The following is a 22,723-nucleotide window of genomic DNA, read 5'->3' on the forward strand; positions in this document are numbered from 1 at the left end:
CATCACATTGGCTAGGGACACCCTATTTAATTACATCGCAATTTCATCAAATTCATCTCAGCAGGACATCGTAGCCGCAATGGAACATGCCGGTATCCAAATCCTCGACTAATAAAAACTTGTGCATTCTTCACTTGGGAATGAGGCTGATCACGTTGATATAATCCACTAGAGAAACCACGATAGCCTTTATCTAAATGTATAGAACCGATGAAAGGGACAACGATCTGTCCACCATGAGTATGTCCTGCCAGGGTAAGATCGACAGGTTGAATAGCGTACCGATTATACCATGCTGGGTCATGCACTAGCACAATGCGACATTGATTCACTTCATTGCGAGCAAGCTTCGGTAACGCTGGGTATGTTCTCTTTAGATTTTGAGGGTAATCTAGGCCTGTTAACCAGATATATGATCCACCCTTTTCCAATTTAACATTACTATTTAGTAGTAATATAACTCCCAGCTTCTTCAAAATACTATCAAGGCCACGGACGTCTGCTTTATAATCATGGTTACCATGCACGGCATACACAGGAGCTATCTGACTTAATATCCTAATGTTATTCTCAACACGAGATAGAGGAACATCCTTCTCCATCATATCTCCGCCTAGTAAAACCCAATCTACTTGTCCTTTTAAATCCAACAATACATCTTCAGGTAGTTCCCTGCGATGAATATCCGTAATGAATAATATGACACTTTCATGTAATGCTTGTGGAAGTCTTTTAAGTTCGATATCTATGATGTTAATCTGATTGCTAAATGCTTCTTTATACATGCGGTACAGTAGCAATAACCCCATCACAAGGATACAACTTGATATCGAAATAAAAGCTGTCATTTCCACATCTCCTTCATAGGTGGTGCACCTTCTAAACCCCACAATACTAATGCAACAGTTAATACGACAAACAGAAATATGAGCGTATTCTGAAAAATTCTACTAATCTTCACATTACTCGAATGATACGTATCTAATCGTGAAGGAACGATATCACTCTCAGATACGATTGGCTCTTCCAGTTGGGTCTCACTCATAACATCACTATTGAATTTGTTTGTTGTAGTACCTAAATAATGCCATAATTGTTTCCAATGCTTCTTCTCTGACTTTTCCTCGTTGCGACGTTTCCTTTGTGTTTCTACCCTACTTAATCTTGTGCTCATTGTTCCCTCCGAAAGCGTATGAATAATCCTGATATAAGATCAATTAGAAAATGACAAAGTATAGGTGCCCATAACGTGCCAGTTTGGATATAAATAAACCCTAAACCATAACTACTAAGAAAGACCCATCCCGTAGGCATCCAATGTTTTAAATAACGAATATGGATCAGCGCAAAAATAATACTTGTCCAATAGGGCCCAATCGCATGCTGTATTGCCCCACGAAATAACAACTCTTCACAAATAGCAACAATAGCAGAAATACAGACAATATGCCAAATAGGACGGCTACCAAATAACATCTCATTAATACCGCCATCATCCATTGTTGAATCAGGCATTATTTTGGACAGAAAAAAGTCAATTATAAGCATACTTCCAGCCAATCCAAATCCCCATGCCATAATATTGACAATATCTTGGTGTGAAAAAAGATCAAATAGATTTCTCTTCTGAAAAAATAGCCACAAGATGCCGATAACTAAAGTAAGGACTTGAGTAAAATAAAGATTGATTAGCAATAAACGATCTGTTAATTGATCTGGGGATATCCTTTTGATTTTTATATTTGATATTTTGAATTTTATTTTCTTCATTTGTGTCCTACCTGTCTCATATGATGTCTTATTTATTATAAAAAGGAGAGTTTGATGATGAAAAAACGTTCTTCTCATGTCGAATTATATTTCAGTCTAACATTTATTTTGGTGCTTATCTTAATATCCGCAGCTTTTCTATCTGGTGTGAAATTGGGAGCTAGTAAAATAGAATCTCAGTATGAACAACAGAAACTTGCGCCTTCTTCCCCCGAATTCACTGATTCCTATCAACAACAAGATCTAGTTACATTCTATCATACCGTATTTTTACCTTATAGAGAATTTAAAAGCGCATGGGTTCTCAACACCGACAAAATTAGTCTTACAGAAGACAAAGCAACGATCAACAAAATACTAAAACAACTTCGAACACTTGCAGATGAAAAATACAGTGCTATTACAAAAACAACCATGTATTCTTCTTCACCTTTGCTTCAAGAAGCACAAACTGATTTCTTGAAAAGTGTGCGATTGTTGGGAAATGCAGTAGACAGTGCGTCCCTATCTCCTAGTATACATAATGGTGAAATGTTGGTAACACAATTAAAAAAAGATGTTCTTTATAAGAATGGTGTAAATTTTGGACTGCTCGGGCAGAAAAAGTATTATAATTCCATGATCAAATGGAGTATAAAGGTAGATCCTACACTTGCCAGAGAATATGATTTCACAGTAAATCCATCTTTTGTTCTATGGGAGAGTTACCCATTGCTCGTAAAGAATGCGGCGGTATCTTCTATTTTATTAAATAAATCCATGTATGTAGCATACGATCCACAAGATATGACGGCAAGAATAGACCATATGATACAGTCAGGAACTGCAGATTCCATGAAGCTTACTTCTATTCAAGCGATCATTCATTTACTTAATAATACGGATGCTGTTAAAGAGTATGACTTCAAAAAGTGGAAGTTAAAATATTATAGCAAAGAATTACTACCACAGTTATCCTTCTTTTATGATTAATGCAATCGTGATCGCCCATGATCATGACATCACATACTATTGACAATGATTATGATGTCATGATACATTATGACAAATTAAGTTCAAGAATTCGATGATGGAAAATAGTCAAGATCAACGTCCACAGAGAGTCGGTGCTTGGTGCAAACCGATGACGATACCTTTGTCTAAGCATTCCTGAGAAATTGCATTGAAATTTACGTAGGTGCAATCGGATTAACTCCGTTATAAGTTACGGTCATATCCATGACCATTGAGGCTGTTCATTAAGTTGGCAGCGAAATAGGGTGGTACCACGAATAACTTTCGTCCCTTACTACGCAAGTAGTATGCGGATCGAGAGTTTTTTTGTATTTTTCTTCCTTTAATGAAGCACCGCGTTGCTTCATCAACTACAGGTATTGCGGTTATGTGTCCATACTACACATATACCTAATCATATATGTTTTATAAATATTAAGGAGGAAAGAAACCATGTTTAAAGTACTCGTATCAGATCCAATTAGCGACCTAGGAATTCAACAATTGATGGATTCCAGTGATGTTACCGTTGATAAGAAAGTCGGTTTAAGTGAAGATGAATTAGTGGCTATTATCGGAGAATATGATGCATTATTAGTTCGTAGTCAGACAACCGTTACAGAGCGCATCCTTACGGCAGGCACTCAATTAAAAGCGGTGGGCCGTGCTGGTGTTGGTGTAGATAATATTGATCTAGATGCTGCAACAAAACGCGGGATCGTTGTCATTAATGCACCTGACGGTAACACCATCACAACTTGCGAGCACACTTTTGCAATGATGATGGCTTTAGCTCGTCACATACCTCAGGCTTACGCAAAGACCATCTCTGGAACATGGGATCGTAAATCCTTCCTCGGTGTAGAACTTCGTGGTAAAACGTTAGGTGTACTTGGTATGGGTCGTATTGGTAGTGAAGTAGCCAAACGTGCAAAAGCATTCGGTATGGAGATTCTTGCATTTGATCCATTCTTAACCACAGATCGTGCAGACAAAGTTGGAGTCACTTTAGCTTCAGTTAATGATATTATTTTAAATGCAGATTTCATGACTTTCCATACACCGTTAACACCAGAAACACGCAATATGATTTCAGAACCACAATTTAAAGTAATGAAAAAAGGTATGCGCATCATCAACTGTGCTCGTGGTGGCGTTATTGATGAAATAGCATTAGTAGAAGCTATTGATAAGGGGATCGTTGCAGGTGCAGCATTTGACGTGTTTGAACATGAGCCACCTCAAAGTGATCATCCTTTCCTAAACCATCCTAAAATTATAGTAACACCACACTTGGGTGCATCTACGATTGAAGCTCAAGAGAATGTCGCTATTGATGTCTCTGAGGAGATACTTCATATCCTTCGTAATGAGCCGTTTAAGAATGCGGTTAATATGCCACCCGTTGCATCTAGTGTCATGAAGAAGCTACAACCATACTTCTCACTTGGTGAGAAATTAGGTAGCTTCGCAGCACAGATTGCTAACGAGGCGATTAGTGAAGTTCATATCGACTATGCAGGTGATCTGTCAGATGTGGATACATTACCTTTGACTCGTTATATCGTCAAAGGCGTTCTGTCACACCACTTGGGTAATGATGTGAACATCGTTAACTGTACACACCTTGCCAAATCACGTGATGTTAATATTGTCGTATCCAAAGCACCTAAGACAAAAGGATTTACTAACCTCATCTCCGTTACGCTGAAGACACAAAATAAACAAGACCGTCTGGTAGCTGGTACACTTCTACAAGGCTATGGCGAGCGTATTGTGATGCTTGATCAATATCCAGTTGATATCGCTCCTGAGGGTAATCAAATCTTAATCTCCCACAATGACAAACCTGGAATCATCGGGCTTGTGGGTACGCTACTTGGTGAGAACAATGTCAATATCGCTTCCATGCAAGTTGGACGTACACTCGTTGGTGGTGCTGCATTAATGATCTTAACTGTAGATAAAGAAGTAGAGAAGGATGTACTTATCCAACTCGCTGCAATCCAAGAAATTAACACGGCATTGGAAATCGTACTAGCGTAGTTCATATTTCTAGATTGGTATTTGTTCCACGTAGAACAAGATTTATCTTTCTTCTTCAACAAAAAGCACCTCGCATGCGAGGTGCTTTTTGTTATTTATGTGTTTATTTCAAATATTCGACAGGAATCTTTATAGTAAAGTTGGTGCCCTGCCCTAATTCACTTGTTACTTTAATACTTCCATGATGTGCTTCGACAATACTCATTACAATAGAGAGTCCGAGCCCTGTACCAGCAGATTCACCTCGTACGCGAGCTTTGTCAGCCTTATAGAATCGTTCAAAGATAAAGGGTACATCTTCCTTGGGAATTCCAACACCTTCATCTCTAACCTGAATTTGAACATACGTAGAATATTCACCTATAATCTGTTCTGCAATGATGTGAACACTCTTTCCAGTTGGCGTATGTCGGAATGCATTATCAAGTAAATTCGTCATCACTTGTTCCAACTTATCTTCATCGCCTGATTGGATCGTCAGATCATCTGATAACTTATCATAATGGAGCTTTACATGGTAATCCTTAGAACCAACCGAGAACTTATGATACATACGTTCTAGTAATTCATCGACATTAACAACACCCATTGCCGTATCTGCATGCCCTGCTTCCATTCGTGCTAGAACGAGAAGATCCTTAACAATCCTACCCATCCGGAGAGATTCGTCATGGATCACTTGGATCAATTCTCTGCTCTCTTCAGGTGAAGTCGCCATGCCATCTAACAACGCCTCACTATAACCTTGCATCATCGATAAAGGCGTCCTAATCTCATGTGACACGTTCGCAACAAAGTCTGTACGCATCTTCTCTAATCGAACTTCCTCGGTCACGTCACGTATGACAGCCACAGCTCCACGTATATCATTATCCGAATACAATGGTGTCATAATGACAGACCAGACATCCTTATTGACATGCACAGATGTACTGCCATCTCCCCCACCATTAAGCGTCTTATTAAACAATTCATATAATGGTTGTGGAACTTCTAGCGACTGCTCATTATGCTGTACCTCTGTTTCATAATCCCAGTCTATACTTTTCCATAATTGTTCAAGTCTATGACCAGGAGGGTTCGTTAGAATGACTTGGCCAGAATTATTAAAGGTAATGACAGCATCGCTCATACTTCTTAGAACACTCGCTAAGTGTTCCTTCTCTTGATTAAGATTACGAATATTATCTTCAAGCTCCGCAGCCATATGATTGAAAGTATTCGCAAGTTTTCCAATTTCATCTCTTGCCTCGACAGATACTCTAGTCCCATATTCACCTTTACGGATAGCATCCGCAGCCCTTATTAGTTTCTGCATGGGTTGAGTAATTCTAGTAATAAGGAACAAGCCGAAAAATGTCGTCATGGAAAAACCAACAAGAGATGTGTATGTAAATAATCGTTTGATATCACCTGAATTGGCGAAGTTTGTATCAATATAAGGTAATAAGAATAATCCCAGCGTCATAAGTACACAAGCAACTAAGCATATAATGGTAATCCACAGTTTGCCGACAAGAGATCTCCATAAATTCAATTTATTTCGCGACCTCTAACTTATAACCTACACCCCACACGGTTGTAATCATGGTAGCAGATTCTGGAGATACTTTATTCAGCTTTTCTCTTAGTCGTTTGACATGGGTATCCACTGTTCTCAAATCACCAAAAAATTCGTAATTCCAGACGTCTTTTAACAATTCTTCTCGAGAGAATACCTTATCTGGAGATGTCGATAAATAATGTAGCAGTTCATATTCTTTTGGTGTTAAGCTAACCTCTTCGCCACCTGCAGTAACACGATGTGCATCATGTTCTATAATCAAATGTGGGAATACAATATCATTATTAGACATTCCATCCTTTGTTAAATACGCCGTTGTAGAAGAGCGTCGCAAAATAGCCTTAACGCGATAGATCACTTCTCGTGGACTGAATGGCTTAACGACATAATCATCTGCTCCAACTTCAAATCCCTGTACACGATTAATCTCCTCGCCTTTGGCTGTCAGCATTAACACAGGTGTTGATTTAACTTGTCTTAATCGCGTACATACCTCAACACCATCTATTCCAGGAAGCATCAGATCTAGCACAATCAGATCATAATCCGCTGACATCGCTTTTTGCAAAGCGATTTCGCCGTCTTCAGCTTCTTCGATTTCATACCCTTCTTTTTCCAAGTACATTTTAAGCAATCGCCGAATTCTTTCTTCATCATCGACAACCAATATCCGAATTAATTCATCTGACATCATCAACAACCCCTTAATTTTCCTGCTAAGTTACTCCATAGCGAAATAATCATAAACGGATACATAAATTATATTAAACATGATTCTATCTCAAAAGACAATTATAACGAAAATCCGCTTCAACATTCAACATCAAATGAGAGACGGATTTCAGTATAACCATTTAATATATATCAGAATTACTTATTCTGTACCTGCATAGGAATGTAGTCCCGCAATAATAAGATTTACACCTACTAGTGTAAACATAACAATCATAAATCCTACAACCGCAAGCCACGCCGATTTCTTCCCTTGCCATCCACGCGATAGCCTTAGATGTAAATATACACTATAGAACATCCATGTGATTAAAGCCCATACTTCTTTAGGATCCCAAGCCCAGAACCGTCCCCAAGCAATTTGCGCCCACATCATCGCAAAGATTAATGCCCCTAGCGTAAATATTGGGAATCCCAAGGCAATACTTCGATACGTAATCTCATCAAGATCCTCTGCATCTAGTCCTTTGAGTAAAGGTTGAATAGCTTTACCAACGGGTCTTCGTAAAAGCAGTCGAATGAGCCCATATATCATAATACCCGTTAGAATTGCCCAAATGACTGTATTTAGCTTCCTACCTGCATTAATTCCATTCATCCAAGATGGTGCTTGAAATAAAGGCCCATCTATCCCTATAAATGATTGGAATTTCTCTACCTTACTCTCATATGGTGAAACGATAGGTGGTAAGCTATACGTCACACTAACCATTTTAATCGTAGGATCCTTACTACTTACAGCTTGTTCTTGTGTAAATACGGATTCATAGCCACCCATTCGGAAAGCGAAAGTAGCAATAATGAAGCCGATGAGCATAAATATGGTTAGTAAGGTAAACTCAACACCCCACTTCTGAGCTCGTTCTTTTAACTTTGTACTATTGAAGTCTACCGTACGTAGCAAATACATAAATCCAGCAGCAAATCCTATAGCAAAGAAAGATTCACCTAGAGCAGCCATCGTCACATGCACTTGCAACCACCAATGTTGAAGCGATGGAATTAGCGGTTGAACTGCTTTTGGGAACACTGCTGCATAAGCCATAATAAGAATGGCGACAGGAACAGAGAAGAGTCCTAGAACTGTCTTTCTGTATATGAGATAAATAATCGTAAATGCAATCATAACCATCATTGCTAGACTAGACATGAACTCAAACATATTACTTACAGGAATATGTCCTCCTCCAGCCCAACGTGTGAAGAAATAGATCAAGTGCGTCACTAGACCTAGACATGATACGATAAAGGAAATCTTCCCCCATTTTCTAGTATGCACAATTGGGTCACGGTTTCTCCATTGACTTCCCATAATAGCTATTCCGTATAGAATGAATGCGACACCATATACTAAAAATGCAATTGTAAAGAAAATACTGCTAATATCTAAAAGTTTCATACGTGATTTCCTCCATTATCAAGGGACTTTTCTTCTACTTGTATATTCATGATAAGTAAGATCGCTGCTACTTCTCTACGAACGCCGAACCAATTCTTATTCGTATGCGCAGCTAACGTTAGATTCTTATCGTCAATCCGGATCCAGATTCGACGATGTTGCCAGTAGAATCCGAGAATTAGACCGAGCATAATGATTGCAGCTCCTACCCAGACAAATGGCATTACTTTATCTACACGAATGTTCAAGTAAGTTGTAGACATGGAGAGATCAACATTTTCCATTCCTTGGACGTCCAATTCAAGCAGTTGATATTCCCCAGCAAGCTTTTGATTGATGACATCTTGTTGAAATCGTTGCTTATCAATCTGTTTAGGGAAGTATAAGTAATTAATTCCTTCGTCTGGCAATTCAGGCCCTTTGATGACAAATAGAAAGGATGGTGCATTGGGTATAGGAGATATGGAGATTGGTTCACCTTGCTCGTTCATTCCAAAATCCATATATCTTTCTACTAATTTAAGATTGTATTGCCCTACTTGATAATTACGTTGCGGGTCACGTATTTCTAACTTGAACTCACCCAATACCTTGCCTGTCTTCTTATCGATCAAGGATGGTGTGACCGATCTAAGAATGGGTGACATATCGAAATCAAATTGATATGCCTTCAGTCCATTGTAATTCAATGGATCATTCACTTGAATACGATGACGATCTATTTCAGACAATAGTGGTTCTTTGGATGGATCATTACAATCTGCTGTACATTCATATAAGATTGCCTGTGTTTCGAACAGTTTAGGAAGTACTTTACCTTTCCCTTTGAACTCTTCAGGCATATCTTCCTCGGTATAATACTCTACCGTGAACTTATCATTCTTGAGATAATAAGATGTTTCTGGAATCGGTTTGATTTCCCCTTCTGGGAAGGCTAAATGCTGATCCATATGCATACCTGGTAATCCACGTGCTAGAACCGCCAGTAAGAAAATAATCAATCCGATGTGAATAACATAGGGTCCCCAACGACTAAAGCGCTGTTTCTCTGCGAGTAGTGCACTTCCGTCCGTATGTACACGATAACCCTTTTTCTTTAGGGGCATTGTAATCCTATCTATCCATTCCTTATCGTTCACTTCCTCAAGTTCAGTCTGAAACACCACTTTTTGCCGAGTCATGAATTGCATATGTTTACGAATCCTGCGCTTGGTAAGCGCCTTATATAATGGCAACACACGATCAAGACTACAAATAATTAGAGATGCACCAATCATCACAAGTAATAAAATGAACCACCATGATTCATACGTATGTGATAAGCCCAGCTTATAGTAGATGAGTCCTGCTGTTCCATAGGTGTCAGGATAGTACTTGGACGGATCCAAATTCAAAAACGTACTTTCCTGCGGGAAGATCGTGCCAAGCATTGAACCCAGCAAAGTAAGGATGATCATATATACAGCTATCTTTACCGAACTGAAAAAGTTCCAAATTCGATCAATATAGTTAGGTTTACTACGCTGAGAACGACGAGCCATTCCATCATATCTCATCTCTAACAATTCAGTGGATTCCTGTTCTTCTTTTCTCAAAGGTTTTCCACAAGCTTCACATAACACGGTTTCAACCGGATTCTGATGGCCACATTCGCATTTGGTATTCTGAAAAGATAATAAATCTTTGATCATCGCTTTTTCACCAACTGTTCAATTTCATAATCTAGCATGCCAAGATCAAGTTCACCCTGAATAATATTCCTTATAATCCCATCCGAAGAAACAAATAAAGTCGTAGGTAATGGAGAGATACCATAGCTCTTCGCAGCATTCCTATCCGGATCTAATAAAATAGGGAAATGAAGCTTTGCCTGATTTACGAAATTCTCAACTGACATCTTATCTTCACCAGCATTAATACCAATGACAACAACATTCTGATCTGCCCATTTCTCAGATTGTGCTTGAAGTGCGGGCATTTCCTTCACACACGGTTTACACCATGTTCCCCAGAAATTAATGACCATCGTTTTTCCTTTATATGCATCAAGGGTATGAACCTTGCCATCCAATCCAAGTAGATTAAAAGAAGGGGTAGCATCTCCAACCTCAGGCTTTCCTCCTGAACCATAGATATTTGTAACGATGGCGTATCCTCCGAGGATAAAGATCAGAAGCAAAATGATAATCTGGACTTTCTTTCTCGATTTACCCAATTTCAAAGCCTCCTCCTATGACATAGGTCATAATGATTTCACTTCATGTGAACATCCTATGAATAATTATAACGAACTTTGTCATAATTGTGGCGGTAGTATTTGAAATTTATGTGACCTTTATCATTATTTTCTCGGCAATTTAGGCGAATTTGCCAATTTGATTAAATCTTCTATTTCCTTTTTTGTTAAATGACGGAATAAACCTCTTTTTAGATTCTGTAATAATAATTCACCAAAGGCTATTCTCTTCAATTTAATAACAGGATGACCAATAGACTCAAACATTCTTCGAACTTGACGATTACGACCTTCATATATCGTAATGGAGATCGTTGCTTCTTTCTTCGCAGTATCGATATCCTTATATTCAACTTCAGCTGGTGCTGTCATTCCATCTTCAAGCATTATACCCGCTTTAAGCTTGTCTAGGTCAGAACCATGAGGAACCCCTTTGACTGTTGCCATATAAGTCTTAGGCACATGATGCTTGGGATGTGTTAGTAGATTCGCGAACTCCCCATCATTCGTGAGTAGTATCAGACCTTCTGTGTCATAATCCAATCTTCCTACAGGGTACACTCTTTCCTTCACATCTCTTAAATAATCAGATACAATCTTCCGACCTTCCGGATCGGAAGCGCTAGTGATAACCCCTTTTGGCTTATTCATGACAATATAAACCTTCTTCTCATTTCGAATAGGCTTGCCACTAACCGTAATGATATCTTGATCGGGATCTGCTTTTGTTCCAAGAGCAGTAACGACCTCTCCGTTCACTTCAACCTTACCTGCTACGATTAAATCTTCACACTTACGTCTTGATGCAATTCCTGCTTGCGCTAATATTTTCTGTAATCTTTCCATTTTCGATAATTCACCTCATGCTAATGATACATATCAGCAGGGAAAATCACAAGTTGATTCCATGGGAAATTTGAACCTGGGCAGACTTGGGTATGTGGATGAATGTTTAAAGAGGAAATACGATATACCGTGGAGAGTCGTATAATGAGTTTACTGGCTTCAAAAAGTTGATGTTTGGCATCTGCAGACATCAACTCATAGGCCATATTAAAATTACCATCTAAACAAATATGAATGTATTTCGTATCTGTCGTATCGGGAACTGCAAAGACCGTAGCGTCTTTTCTAATCCAAAAGTCATATCCTTTACCATTGATCGAAGAACATAATGAATGATGAATCACGAACCCTTCGTATGCCACAATCTCACCTCATTCTATTAGAACGTATGAATTGTTATAGAATATGAAGTTTGATCCTATTTGGATTGGGCTAACTACCCAAAGAAAACAAGACATACCGCTATTGCAGCAATGAAACCCACAGCATCAGAGAATAATCCTACTTTCAAAGCATAACGACCATTTCGAACACCAACGGCACCCATATATACAGTAAGTACATATAACGTTGTATCCGTACTCCCTTGTATGGTAGAAGCCATTCTTCCAATCATCGAATCTGGTCCGTGAACGCGTATTAAATCCGTTGCAAATGCTAATGAACCCGTACCTGTTAACGGGCGAAGAATACCTAAAGGTAGAATCTCTTCGGGTACACCAAGGACTTGAAGGAATGAGCCTGTCCAACCCACAAAGAAGTCCAACGCACCCGATGCCCTGAACACACTTATGGCGACCATCATCCCAACGAGATGAGGAATAATTTGGATTGCTGTATTAAAGCCATCCTTTGCTCCATCGATGAAAGATTCATAGACAGGCACTTTTCTTGTAAAAGCAAATAAGGGAATGAATGCAATGATTAATGGGATAGCCCACGATGAAATTAGATTAATGAATGAGAGCATGAAACTTCACCCTTTCACACTTGGCTTTGAAAGTGAATGAATACCATTGATAGGAGGTTGACGATGCTTACGTAGATTCCAATTTCTGCACCAACGATCAGCAAGGACTGCCGCTAACGTTGCGATCATGGTGGCGACCAACGTTGTTCCAACAATATCTGTAGGACTCGCTGAATTGTAGTTCATCCTAATGGCAATAAGTGTTGTGGGGATTAGTGTGATACTTGCCGTATTTAATGCTAATAGTGTGCACATCGCTGGACTTGCTACTTCCTTGTCCGGATTAAGTGTTTGTAGTTCCTGCATCGCTTTAATACCCATGGGCGTAGCGGCATTTCCTAGTCCAAGCAGATTGGCACTCATATTGGATAGGATATAACCTAACGCAGGATGATTGCGTGGCACATCTGGGAATAAGAATGAAACGACTGGACTAAGCACTTTTGCAATGCCATTTAATAATCCTGAATCTTCTGCAATCTTCATCATTCCCATCCAGAATACAAGAACACTAATAAGCCCGAAACAGACACTAACTCCTGTCTTTGCACCGTCAAAGGCAGCGGTTGTGACAACCTCAATATTGCCACTCATCGCTGCAAAGCCAAATCCAACTAGGATAAGTGCAAGCCATATGATATTAATCATCGCTCTGACCTCCATCTTTACATCATGGTTATGACACGAATAGTAACTTTTGAATGACCCTCTCAAAAGAATACAACCAAGCGTTCAAACGGCTAGACATCTTATGTTCCAATCCTATAACATCCTTGATACGGGGCATTTCTTCGGGAAGTTGACTGCCAAGTGAATACACTGGCACTTTGCCAACAAGAATACCATCCTTCAGAATTTCAACTCTACCTCTTAATCCAAAGCTAAGATCCACTTGATTCTTTCTTGTCTCATGTAAGACAAGTCTTGTGGATATCATATTCTGTTCAGTTGATGCAACTGGATAACTAAAAGATTGACTTACGACAAGTTCATGTCCTTCAATCTTCTGCCCACGACTGAATATCTCTTCTAATGGATAGTTTGTGAAGCCATAATCAAGCATACGACGATGATCGTTCCAATCATCTCCATCATTAATAGTTACAGCGACTAATTGTTGACCATTTCTTGTGGCAGAACTTACAAGGCAACGAAGTGCCTTTTTCGTATAACCCGTTTTCACACCATCTGCGCCCTCATAGAAACGAAGCATTTTATTTTTGTTGTCCCATTTATAATCCCAAGGTTCATTGGGATTGGGCACCTTTTTCGTAGGCGTCTTTACAATCTCCTTAAACATTGGATTATGCATGGCATATGCCGTTAATACGGCAAGATCATTGGCGGAAGAGTAATGACCTTCGGCATCTAATCCATGAGGATTCATAAATTGAGTATGTTCAAGTCCTAATTCATTGGCTTTTGCATTCATAAGAAATACAAATCCTTCCTCAGAACCACCCACATGTTCAGCGATAGCTGTGGCGGCATCATTGCCAGATCGAAGCATTAATCCATATAACATATTTTCGAGCGTCATTTCCTCACCAAGCTTCAAGAATAGGGATGATCCTTCTTTCGCATATGAGTACCTACTAACCTGAACAGGCTTCTTAAATTCTCCTTTTTCAATCGCTACAATAGCAGTCATGATCTTGGTTAGACTAGCAATACGTAATTCTTCATCACCACGTTTAGAATAGAGAATTCTTCCAGATGTGACATCCATTAATGCTGCGGCCTGGGCTTGTGTTGATACAGTACTCTGCTCTGGGGATGCACTGACATGTTCATAACATATGCCAACCGCCAGAAACACTGTCCACGTTGCAATCAACCATTTACTCATCCATTTCATCTTTTGCATTCCTCCGGCTCAGTTCTAGGGAATCTTGTACAAGTATATGCTTTTCATTAATTAGGTATGTCCATCACTGATGAAAACATCGTATAAATAACCCCCTCCCATGTTATAGGAAGGGGGTTATTGTAGTTTAAATAACGATTGAATCTGACGATTTGCTAGTAGACATGCTCATGGACGAACCCGCATTATTAGTAGAACTACTCTTCTGACTCATAGCCTGAACTTTCTCCATAACATATGGAACCATATCGATCATCTTCTCATAAATATGGGTCTGACAATCAAGCGGAAGAATATTCACACCATCTTTGCCTACTACAAGAAAGGCAATCGGTCTTATGGATACTCCTCCTCCAGTCCCTCCACCAAATGGGAACTTACTAGATGCTTGTTGTCCATCAGACGCATGACCTGAACTCTTCGTACCACCATCGACTTGAAAATCACTACCCCCTGCAGCAAACCCAAACCCCACTCTGCTTATAGGTAGAATGACACTTCCGTCTGGTGTTTGAACGGGATCACCAACAATTGTATTGACATCCACCATACTCTTTAAGTTTTCCATTGCTGTCTGCATTAAGCCTTTGATAGGATGGTCCTCCATCGTTTAACTCCTCCTTTCACTTTCAGCACGCGTACCATAAGTACCAAGCCTGCATATATAGCGTACCCGCATGAGATTTGTACTATACACGATATCTCGCTGGAAAGATGAACTCGATCATCATAAGCAGGTACGACAAACAAACGCGGTGTTATCTTCATGCGTACATGAGAAGATAACCAACCCATAAGGAATGTCTTGGTACTCCATACGATACCTGAAGCAACCGCTGTATAAGCAGCATCACCAACACTAAATTGCGTTGCCCACTCCAACTTAGTAATGTTTAGATGTGCAAATGTTCTTCGAAGCCATACTTTAAGGAATAACGTCGCTTCAAGGATTTCATGAAATCGTGATATCCATTCATCTACTTTCTTTTTATCCACCTCAGTCTTATCATGTTGTTCTTCGGTCTGACTTGGTTTTGTTTTTTTATTTACTTCCAAAGAGACTCCCTCTTCTAAATTATTCATTCTCACCACAGGTATTTCATAGTGTAGCTTAATTACACCATACAATAACTTCATATGGATCATGACCTCATCATCTTTCCCATTCTTCCTTACCCAAATATCAACTTTGATCTTAGATAATAGGATCACTATGAAGACCATCAAGATAACAATGCTGATTATAATTACGAACCACATCTATTAACCTCCATATATTAATAATTTAAGTATTTATCCTTAGTATGACAATTATGGATAGTAATCATTCCACAAAAAATGAATTACAACACAAATACCGCCATTCCTTATGAATGGCGGCTTGCTAATCTAATATTCTCATTTATGTGTCTTTTACATCATCAAAAGTCAATTGACGTCCATCCAAGCGATCGAACAACATCTGTGTCTCTTCTTCAAGATTATCTTTATTCTCAAATAGGGATGGCTCAGGCAAATCCGAAATACTTGCCAATCCAAAGTAATCCAGAAATGATCTTGTTGTTCCGTACAGAATTGGACGACCAATTGCCTCAGCCCGTCCTTTCTCTTCAATCAAATCCTTGTGGACAAGCGTTTGAATGGCACGTTCAGAGCGAACTCCTCGAATCTCTTCAATCTCCACACGCGTTATGGGTTGCCTATAAGCTACGATAGCCAACGTCTCCAAAGCAGCTTGTGAAAGTGTTGCACGAGATGGCGAATATGCTAATCTTTCGAAATATACAGCATGTTCTTGATGTGTCGCTAGTTGGTAGTTCCCAGCGATCTGCATAATCTGTAATCCACGTTGTTGCCGAACGAAGTCTTCTTTCATTTCTTCGATGACATCTTTCACTAACTCTGTTCGTTGTTCTACAATCTCAGCCATTTGCTTCACACTAAGACCTTCATCTCCTGAGAGGAAAAGAAGTCCCTCAATAATCGATTTCAACTTCTGAAATTCCATTCAATTCTTCTTCCCCTCTCCACTCCATGACAATGTCATCGAACAGTCTTTCCTGATAACATAAGATTTGCTTCATTTTCATTAATTCTAGTATAGCTAGAAACGTCACAACGATTTCATGTCGCATCATGTCCTCATGCAATAGCTTCGAGAATAGAAGCTGACTCCCTTTCCCACCCCGCTGTAACGTATCAACGACATACCGAATACGATCCTTGACTGTGATCTCATCTCTGTGAATACGAGAATAAGAGTTTCGTTTAACTACCTTACGCAAGGCTTTTTGAAAAGCTGCAACTAAATCTGAAGTATGTAACCCTTGAACAGGATTAGTAGTCACTTTTGGCATCCAAACGGCTAAATCCTCAGGTTCTTTCGAAAAAATAAGACTTCTATCGAACTCCCGTTCATGAAGATGTTGTGCAATTCCTTTATATTTGCGGTACTCGATTAGCTTCTGAATCAACTCTGCGCGAGGATCATGATCTTCATCTTCATAGAAATCAAAATCATCAAACTCGATAACAGGTGGCTTAGGAAGCAATAACTTACTCTTAATCGATAATAGCGTAGCAGCCATAACAAGAAATTCACTCGTAACTCCAAGTTCAAGCTCCTGCATATTCATCAAATAACTCATATATTGCTCTGTAATCTCAGTGATAGGGATATCCTGGATATCAATTTCCGCTTTATCAATCAGATGCAACAGTAAATCAAGCGGACCTTCAAAGGTCTCCAGCTTATACAATACAGACTCCATATGTCCCTCCGGCCACGTTTAATCAAAAATATAGTACCCTTATTAGTTAGGGTACTATATTAAATAAGCACTATTTAAACTGTTTCGTCAAGTTTGCCATTTCAATTGCAGAGATAGCACAGTCATAACCTTTATTACCAGCCTTCGTTCCAGCACGCTCAATCGCCTGCTCGATATTCTCCGTAGTAACTACGCCGAAGATGGTTGGAATACCACTCTTAAGATTAATGCTTGCTACGCCTTTGGCTACTTCATTACACACGATGTCGTAGTGTGAAGTTGCTCCTCGAATGACTGTACCCAATGTAATGATAGCATCGTATTTTCCACTCTCAGCCATTTTCTGTGCAATCAGTGGAATTTCGAATACGCCTGGAACCCAAGCCACATCTATTTCAGTATCTTGTACACCATGTCTTTTCAGTGCATCAACTGCTGCGTTTAGTAACTTACTTGTAATGAACTCATTGAAACGACTAACTACGATTCCATATCTTAAACCCTCGGATATTAAATTTCCTTCAAAATAATGTGTCATAATAACTCATCTTCCCCTCAATTTGTATTATAATTTCGAATTCTCATCTTGCTCTATATCATCAAATTTCATCAGATGACCAAGTTTGGATTGCTTCGTGTGTAAATATTTAGTGTTATCTTCATTCTCATCCATCTGAATAGCAACACGCTCAACCACTTCGAGACCATAACCTTCCAATCCCTTTATTTTGCGCGGATTATTGGTAAGGAGTCTAATCTGTCTTACACCCAGATCCTTTAGAATCTGTGCGCCAATTCCATAATCTCTTATATCTGCTGGGAAACCTAACTTGAGGTTAGCATCTACAGTATCTAAACCTTCTTCCTGCAATTTATAAGCTCTTAATTTATTCAGAAGCCCAATTCCGCGGCCTTCTTGACGCATGTAGAGTAGAATGCCATTGCCTTCTGCTTCAATTTGACGTAATGCAGAAGCGAATTGTGGTCCACAGTCACAACGATGCGAATGGAACACATCTCCTGTTAGACATTCAGAATGAACTCGTACGAGAATCGGCTTCGTCGGATCGATCTCGCCTTTAACCAATGCAAGATGTTCTTTATCATCTACTTCATTGGTGTAAGCAATCGCTTGGAATTCACCAAAGTCTGTCGGCATGCGAACAGATACTTCTCGGTTCACTAATCTCTCTTTGTCATTACGGTAATGAATCAATTCTTTAATATTAATCAACTTCAAATCTTGTTCTTTAGCGATTGTAATCAGATCAGGCAGACGAGCCATCGAGCCATCTTCCTTAATGATTTCGCATATAACCGCTGCAGGATATGATCCGCACATACGTGCCAAATCTACTGCTGCCTCCGTATGGCCTGCACGGCGTAGAATGCCACCCTTTTTTGCGATCAAAGGAAACATATGACCTGGTCTACGGAAGTCATCTTTATGAGCTTTTGGATCTAGTAATGCCTTTATTGTTAATGAACGCTCATAAGCCGAAATTCCCGTTGTCGTGTCTTTATGGTCAATTGATACCGTAAAGGCAGTACCATGATTATCTGTATTCCTAGCAACCATTGGTGTTAAGTCCAATTCATCAGCACGCTCTTGCGTGATTGGAACGCATACTAATCCACGACCTTGAGTGATCATAAAGTTAATGACTTCAGGCGTCGCTTTATCAGCTAAGGCAATGAAATCACCTTCATTCTCACGGTCTTCATCATCTACAACGATAATTACTTTTCCGCGCATCAAATCATATATGGCTTCCTCAATTGGAGAAAATATATTCTCTTGTTCCATTGTTATAACCCCCTAAAAGTTTTGGAGCATCACTTCTTAGATTCACTTCGTCAAAACTCACTTCGAAAGCATAACTAAAAGTTTTGGAGCATCGCTTCTTAGATTCACTTCGTCAAAACTCACTTCGAAAGCAATCTTACACAAAACCATTTCGCGCCAAGGATTCCATGTTTATCACCGATGGTTTCTCATCATTGGGCTGGTCTGACGACTTATAATGGAGCAAATGATCAACATATTTACCTAACACGTCACATTCAACGTTCACAGTAGCACCTGCGCGCTTATCATGAAGAACGGTCTGGGCTAAGGTATGCGGAATGATGGAGACCTGAAATGTAGTACTTGTTGTATTGACAACGGTTAGACTAATACCATCAAGTGTTATCGAGCCTTTTGGAATAATATATTTAAAAATATCTGAACTTTCTGGTCTAATCTCATAGACTACGGCATTCTGATTCTTCATAACATGATGTATTGTTCCAATCCCATCCACATGTCCTTGAACCACATGACCACCGAACCGTCCATTGGCTATCATCGCACGCTCTAGATTCACTTTACTTCCCATCTGAAGTTCCTTCAGATTACTACGACGATATGTTTCAGGCATAACATCTACGGCAAAAGATTGCTTATCGATGGATGTTGCCGTTAGACATACCCCATTTACAGCAACACTATCTCCAATCTTCAAATCATCCATTACTATAGAAGCATTGATATGCAATACCATAGCTTCCCCATTACGTGTCAATCCTCGAAGTGTTCCAATCTCTTCAACTAAACCGGTAAACATGATGAAAACCCCCTTCAAGTGGGTTGGGCATAAACAGGAATACCACTGATACATAAATTATCTCCCAGTTGTTCCACTTCTAATGATTCTAAATAAACAGCATCCTTCATCAACTCTTTCCCTTCAAAAGAGAAACTACTTGGAGCATTTATTCCTCCAATAATCTTAGGTGCTAAATAGAGGATGATTCGATCGATTAATTGGGCATGCAGCATTGCACCATTCAATGTCCCTCCACCTTCTAGAAGAATTGAACTAATCTGAATATCGCCAAGTTCGGTCATCGCTAATCTCAAATCCACACGAGGACCTTCACCGCATTGAAGTATGATAACGCCTTTTTGCTTAAGCTGTTCCGCCCTGGCCATGTTCATGTGCGATGTAGTAAGAATAATCGTTTGGGCCATTCCATCAGTTACAACATGTGACTCTAATGGCGTACGTAATTGCGAATCCACAATAATACGTATTGGATTTATACCACCTGTTGCTAAACGTGTAGTAAGATGCGGATTATCCAATATCACCGTCTCTACACCCACCATAATGCCTTGATGACGATGACGAAGTGTATGTACCTGTTCGCGTGCCGCTTCATTGGAGATCCACTTACTATCACCTGTCTTGGAAGCAATTCTACCATCTAACGTACTTGCGGTCTTCAGAGTAACGTATGGCATTCTTGAAGTAATATATTTAAAAAATTTCTCATTTAATTTCAATGCACGATCTTGAAGCAATCCAACCTCTACCTGTATTCCGTGATCTTCCAGCATAGCAATCCCTTTACCAGATACCTGAGAGTTAGGATCTTTACAGGCCACCACAACGCGTTGAACACGCTCATGAATTAACCGTTCGCTACAAGGTGGTGTTGTTCCGTAATGGCTACAAGGTTCCAATGTAACATACACTGTGCTTCCAACCGCCTTGTCTCCTGCCATATTTAATGCGTGGACTTCAGCGTGTGGTGTACCAAGCTCCAAATGTGTTCCAATACCAACCAATACCCCATCTTTCACGATCACACAACCGACTACAGGATTTATCTGGGTCTGACCTTGAGCTCTCTCAGCCATGTCCAGTGCTAAAGTCATATAGAACTCATCATTCATAATTTCCATTGTTTATTTCACCTCAACCTTCTATACACCATTCATATACCGTTCAGTACGATATGGATACAAAAATACCCTGCAACAGATGATATTCATTCATCCGATACAGGGGTGGTTGTGAGAATCTTAAGAGTACATACTAAACACAAGCAAAATAATGATTACACAAAGGACCTAAATATACGTCTAAAAGGTATATTGTGAAATCAGTCACATATAACTGTGCCTTATTTACTGTGTTAAGTTACGCAATCACTACAGTGAGTTGCGCATGCTGCTCTCCTTCTCTCATCCAGACTATACTGTCGGTCCCAGATTTGCACTAGGTCAGCCATACACTACAATCATCAGTGAATGGGTCACGGACTTAGCCATAATCTCATGCGCTGGGCATGAACTATCTATATGGCAACACCGTCGGTAGGGAATTTCACCCTGCCCCGAAGGATAAAACATATTCATATTTACTTGTATTTAAGAATTTTACCACCAAAAAATTAATAAAACAAGAGTGTGACTATATTAAATATAGCAAGTTACAAAAATGAAGTCTAATTCGATTTGTTTCTTTGATTGCTTCTGAACTGCCATATTGCTATCACCAATATGCCTAACAAACCGATACCCATAATGATCATCCAATTCAGTTGAGATGTTGTTTCGATTGGAATCTCTTTTCCTTTTAAAAATTCAAGATCTTGCGTTGCATCAGTCATATTCGTTGTTGGCGAACACAGTGGATTCTCCCAATCTTTTTCTTGCCCTGTTAAATAATAAAGATATTCCACACCAATCTCACTAGGACCTGACAACGAACCCCAAGTAATATCCTCTTTAACGACAATATGTTGTTTATCCACACCTTTAAAACTCTTCATTACATTTAATCTAATTTGATTATGATCTCTCTTGCGAATAACATCTTCTACATAACCAATGATAACAGCATCATATTTCTCATAACCCTGCTCCACTGTAGGCTTTTCTACACAAGATAGAGCAGAAGTAGTGGTTGGAATGACCATCAAGATAAGTAAAAGCGATACCATCAGGATTACTATTCTTTGTTTCATAACAATTCCCCCCTTTATCATCTTAGACGGATAAAACGAGTAAATGTTACAAGTTATGGAACTATTCATAAAGAAAAGGGCTTTAATCAGCGATATGCCAATTAAAGCCCTTTTTCACATGATGAAACGAACAACTAAATTACGCTTCGTCCCACACTTTTACTTCTTTCATTTTATCATTAGCGCTGATGTTATCCACATGATCCAAACCGCTCGTTACTACACCAAATACGGTATGTACACCATCTAAATGTGGTTGTGGTGCATATACGATAAAGAATTGGCTACCACCTGTATCTTTACCAGCGTGAGCCATAGACAATACGCCTCTAGCATGCTTCGTCGTATTGTTGGATGCTTCACACTTAATTGTATACCCTGGTCCACCAGTACCATTACCTGTCGGACAACCACCTTGTGCAACAAAGTTAGGAATTACACGGTGAAAACTTAGTCCGTTATAGAAACCGCTATTTGCCAATTTCTCGAAGTTAGCTACTGTGTTTGGTGCTTCTTCATTTAGAAAATCAATCTCGATTACTCCGCCTTTTTCTAGTTCAATTGTTCCTTTTTTCATATGATACCAGCTCCTTCACATATTGTGCGAATAAAATGTAATGATTTCACTCATTACACTTCGCTTATAAGCTTATTATAGACATCCTATAGTTTACTATGAAAGGATACATGAAAGCAAAAGTTACATGAAGAAAAAGAAATCAATTGCCT

Annotated in this window: 25 protein-coding genes, 1 riboswitch and 1 other annotated feature; of the genes, 2 read left to right on the forward strand and 23 right to left on the reverse strand. The window is 39.4% G+C overall.

Annotated elements, in window-relative coordinates; translation table 11 throughout:
- Nucleotides 1-26: 26 nt before the first annotated feature.
- Genes ACH8E3_RS01235 through ACH8E3_RS01245 form a run of 3 tightly spaced genes read right to left on the reverse strand, consistent with a single transcriptional unit; the run spans nt 27 to nt 1,770 of the window.
- Entirely contained in the window at nt 27-848 is an 822-nt protein-coding gene (locus ACH8E3_RS01235; RefSeq protein ID WP_458630758.1) for a metallophosphoesterase, read from the reverse strand.
- Nucleotides 845-1,174 carry a hypothetical protein gene (locus tag ACH8E3_RS01240; RefSeq protein WP_458630759.1) on the reverse strand — a complete coding sequence of 110 codons (330 nt, stop codon included), beginning with the start codon at nt 1,172-1,174 and terminating at the stop codon, nt 845-847. The genes ACH8E3_RS01235 and ACH8E3_RS01240 overlap by 4 nt, the downstream gene beginning before the upstream one ends.
- Nucleotides 1,171-1,770 carry a lysostaphin resistance A-like protein gene (locus tag ACH8E3_RS01245; protein WP_458630760.1) on the reverse strand — a complete coding sequence of 200 codons (600 nt, stop codon included), beginning with the start codon at nt 1,768-1,770 and terminating at the stop codon, nt 1,171-1,173. Before ACH8E3_RS01245 ends, ACH8E3_RS01240 begins: the two co-directional genes overlap by 4 nt.
- A gap of 54 nt (nt 1,771-1,824) precedes the next feature.
- Here ACH8E3_RS01245 and ACH8E3_RS01250 point away from each other — a divergent pair, with 54 nt between their 5' ends.
- Both ACH8E3_RS01250 and serA read left to right on the forward strand, forming a co-directional pair.
- Nucleotides 1,825-2,742, forward strand: coding sequence for a hypothetical protein (locus ACH8E3_RS01250; RefSeq protein ID WP_458630761.1), 918 nt, complete (start codon nt 1,825-1,827; stop codon nt 2,740-2,742).
- Nucleotides 2,743-2,827: 85 nt separating this feature from the next.
- Nucleotides 2,828-3,059, forward strand: a binding site (T-box leader).
- A 157-nt stretch (nt 3,060-3,216) separates the two neighbouring features.
- The gene (gene serA, locus ACH8E3_RS01255; RefSeq protein ID WP_458630762.1) at nt 3,217-4,809 is read left to right on the forward strand and encodes a phosphoglycerate dehydrogenase; all 1,593 of its coding nucleotides are present in this window, start codon (nt 3,217-3,219) and stop codon (nt 4,807-4,809) included.
- Between the two features lie 103 nt (nt 4,810-4,912).
- Here the strand turns inward: serA and ACH8E3_RS01260 are convergent, their stop codons facing one another.
- From ACH8E3_RS01260 to ACH8E3_RS01355, 20 genes are all read right to left on the reverse strand, one after another.
- Nucleotides 4,913-6,346, reverse strand: a complete 1,434-nt coding sequence (locus ACH8E3_RS01260; RefSeq protein ID WP_458630763.1) for an ATP-binding protein — start codon at nt 6,344-6,346, stop codon at nt 4,913-4,915.
- A 1-nt stretch (nt 6,347) separates the two neighbouring features.
- The gene (locus tag ACH8E3_RS01265) at nt 6,348-7,064 is read right to left on the reverse strand and encodes a response regulator transcription factor (protein ID WP_458630900.1); all 717 of its coding nucleotides are present in this window, start codon (nt 7,062-7,064) and stop codon (nt 6,348-6,350) included.
- Between the two features lie 183 nt (nt 7,065-7,247).
- Nucleotides 7,248-8,504 carry a cytochrome c biogenesis protein CcsA gene (ccsA, locus tag ACH8E3_RS01270; RefSeq protein ID WP_458630764.1) on the reverse strand — a complete coding sequence of 419 codons (1,257 nt, stop codon included), beginning with the start codon at nt 8,502-8,504 and terminating at the stop codon, nt 7,248-7,250.
- Nucleotides 8,501-10,195 carry a cytochrome c biogenesis protein ResB gene (gene resB, locus ACH8E3_RS01275; protein ID WP_458630765.1) on the reverse strand — a complete coding sequence of 565 codons (1,695 nt, stop codon included), beginning with the start codon at nt 10,193-10,195 and terminating at the stop codon, nt 8,501-8,503. The genes ccsA and resB overlap by 4 nt, the downstream gene beginning before the upstream one ends.
- A complete protein-coding gene (locus ACH8E3_RS01280) occupies nt 10,192-10,719 on the reverse strand; it encodes a redoxin domain-containing protein (protein ID WP_458630766.1) in 528 nt (175 codons plus the stop codon). The genes resB and ACH8E3_RS01280 overlap by 4 nt, the downstream gene beginning before the upstream one ends.
- 126 nt (nt 10,720-10,845) lie before the next feature.
- Nucleotides 10,846-11,586, reverse strand: coding sequence for a pseudouridine synthase (locus ACH8E3_RS01285; RefSeq protein ID WP_458630767.1), 741 nt, complete (start codon nt 11,584-11,586; stop codon nt 10,846-10,848).
- A gap of 20 nt (nt 11,587-11,606) precedes the next feature.
- Nucleotides 11,607-11,948 carry an N-acetylmuramoyl-L-alanine amidase gene (locus tag ACH8E3_RS01290; protein WP_458630768.1) on the reverse strand — a complete coding sequence of 114 codons (342 nt, stop codon included), beginning with the start codon at nt 11,946-11,948 and terminating at the stop codon, nt 11,607-11,609.
- Nucleotides 11,949-12,022: 74 nt separating this feature from the next.
- Entirely contained in the window at nt 12,023-12,556 is a 534-nt protein-coding gene (locus tag ACH8E3_RS01295) for a spore maturation protein (RefSeq protein ID WP_458630769.1), read from the reverse strand.
- 6 nt (nt 12,557-12,562) lie between these two features.
- Nucleotides 12,563-13,204, reverse strand: coding sequence for a nucleoside recognition domain-containing protein (locus ACH8E3_RS01300; protein WP_458630770.1), 642 nt, complete (start codon nt 13,202-13,204; stop codon nt 12,563-12,565).
- Between the two features lie 28 nt (nt 13,205-13,232).
- Nucleotides 13,233-14,423, reverse strand: coding sequence for a D-alanyl-D-alanine carboxypeptidase family protein (locus tag ACH8E3_RS01305; protein WP_458630771.1), 1,191 nt, complete (start codon nt 14,421-14,423; stop codon nt 13,233-13,235).
- A 127-nt stretch (nt 14,424-14,550) separates the two neighbouring features.
- Nucleotides 14,551-15,030, reverse strand: coding sequence for a GerW family sporulation protein (gene ytfJ / locus ACH8E3_RS01310; RefSeq protein WP_458630772.1), 480 nt, complete (start codon nt 15,028-15,030; stop codon nt 14,551-14,553).
- Nucleotides 15,003-15,683 carry a DUF2953 domain-containing protein gene (locus tag ACH8E3_RS01315; protein WP_458630773.1) on the reverse strand — a complete coding sequence of 227 codons (681 nt, stop codon included), beginning with the start codon at nt 15,681-15,683 and terminating at the stop codon, nt 15,003-15,005. The genes ytfJ and ACH8E3_RS01315 overlap by 28 nt, the downstream gene beginning before the upstream one ends.
- A gap of 142 nt (nt 15,684-15,825) precedes the next feature.
- The gene (gene scpB, locus ACH8E3_RS01320; RefSeq protein ID WP_458630774.1) at nt 15,826-16,431 is read right to left on the reverse strand and encodes an SMC-Scp complex subunit ScpB; all 606 of its coding nucleotides are present in this window, start codon (nt 16,429-16,431) and stop codon (nt 15,826-15,828) included.
- Nucleotides 16,400-17,194 carry a segregation and condensation protein A gene (locus tag ACH8E3_RS01325; RefSeq protein ID WP_458630775.1) on the reverse strand — a complete coding sequence of 265 codons (795 nt, stop codon included), beginning with the start codon at nt 17,192-17,194 and terminating at the stop codon, nt 16,400-16,402. Before ACH8E3_RS01325 ends, scpB begins: the two co-directional genes overlap by 32 nt.
- A gap of 70 nt (nt 17,195-17,264) precedes the next feature.
- Nucleotides 17,265-17,732, reverse strand: coding sequence for a 6,7-dimethyl-8-ribityllumazine synthase (ribH, locus tag ACH8E3_RS01330; RefSeq protein ID WP_458630776.1), 468 nt, complete (start codon nt 17,730-17,732; stop codon nt 17,265-17,267).
- A gap of 27 nt (nt 17,733-17,759) precedes the next feature.
- Nucleotides 17,760-19,001: a bifunctional 3,4-dihydroxy-2-butanone-4-phosphate synthase/GTP cyclohydrolase II gene (locus tag ACH8E3_RS01335; RefSeq protein ID WP_458630777.1), complete on the reverse strand. Its 1,242-nt coding sequence runs from the start codon at nt 18,999-19,001 to the stop codon at nt 17,760-17,762.
- Between the two features lie 136 nt (nt 19,002-19,137).
- Complete coding sequence (ribE, locus tag ACH8E3_RS01340) at nt 19,138-19,803, reverse strand: riboflavin synthase (RefSeq protein WP_458630778.1); 666 nt, start codon at nt 19,801-19,803, stop codon at nt 19,138-19,140.
- Between the two features lie 14 nt (nt 19,804-19,817).
- A complete protein-coding gene (gene ribD / locus ACH8E3_RS01345; RefSeq protein ID WP_458630779.1) occupies nt 19,818-20,927 on the reverse strand; it encodes a bifunctional diaminohydroxyphosphoribosylaminopyrimidine deaminase/5-amino-6-(5-phosphoribosylamino)uracil reductase RibD in 1,110 nt (369 codons plus the stop codon).
- 270 nt (nt 20,928-21,197) lie between these two features.
- Nucleotides 21,198-21,373: riboswitch (FMN riboswitch) on the reverse strand.
- A gap of 99 nt (nt 21,374-21,472) precedes the next feature.
- Entirely contained in the window at nt 21,473-21,994 is a 522-nt protein-coding gene (locus tag ACH8E3_RS01350; protein ID WP_458630780.1) for a hypothetical protein, read from the reverse strand.
- 139 nt (nt 21,995-22,133) lie between these two features.
- Nucleotides 22,134-22,571, reverse strand: coding sequence for a peptidylprolyl isomerase (locus tag ACH8E3_RS01355; RefSeq protein ID WP_458630781.1), 438 nt, complete (start codon nt 22,569-22,571; stop codon nt 22,134-22,136).
- Nucleotides 22,572-22,723 lie beyond the last annotated feature (152 nt).

The organism is Paenibacillus sp. CMAA1364, from assembly GCF_054373195.1.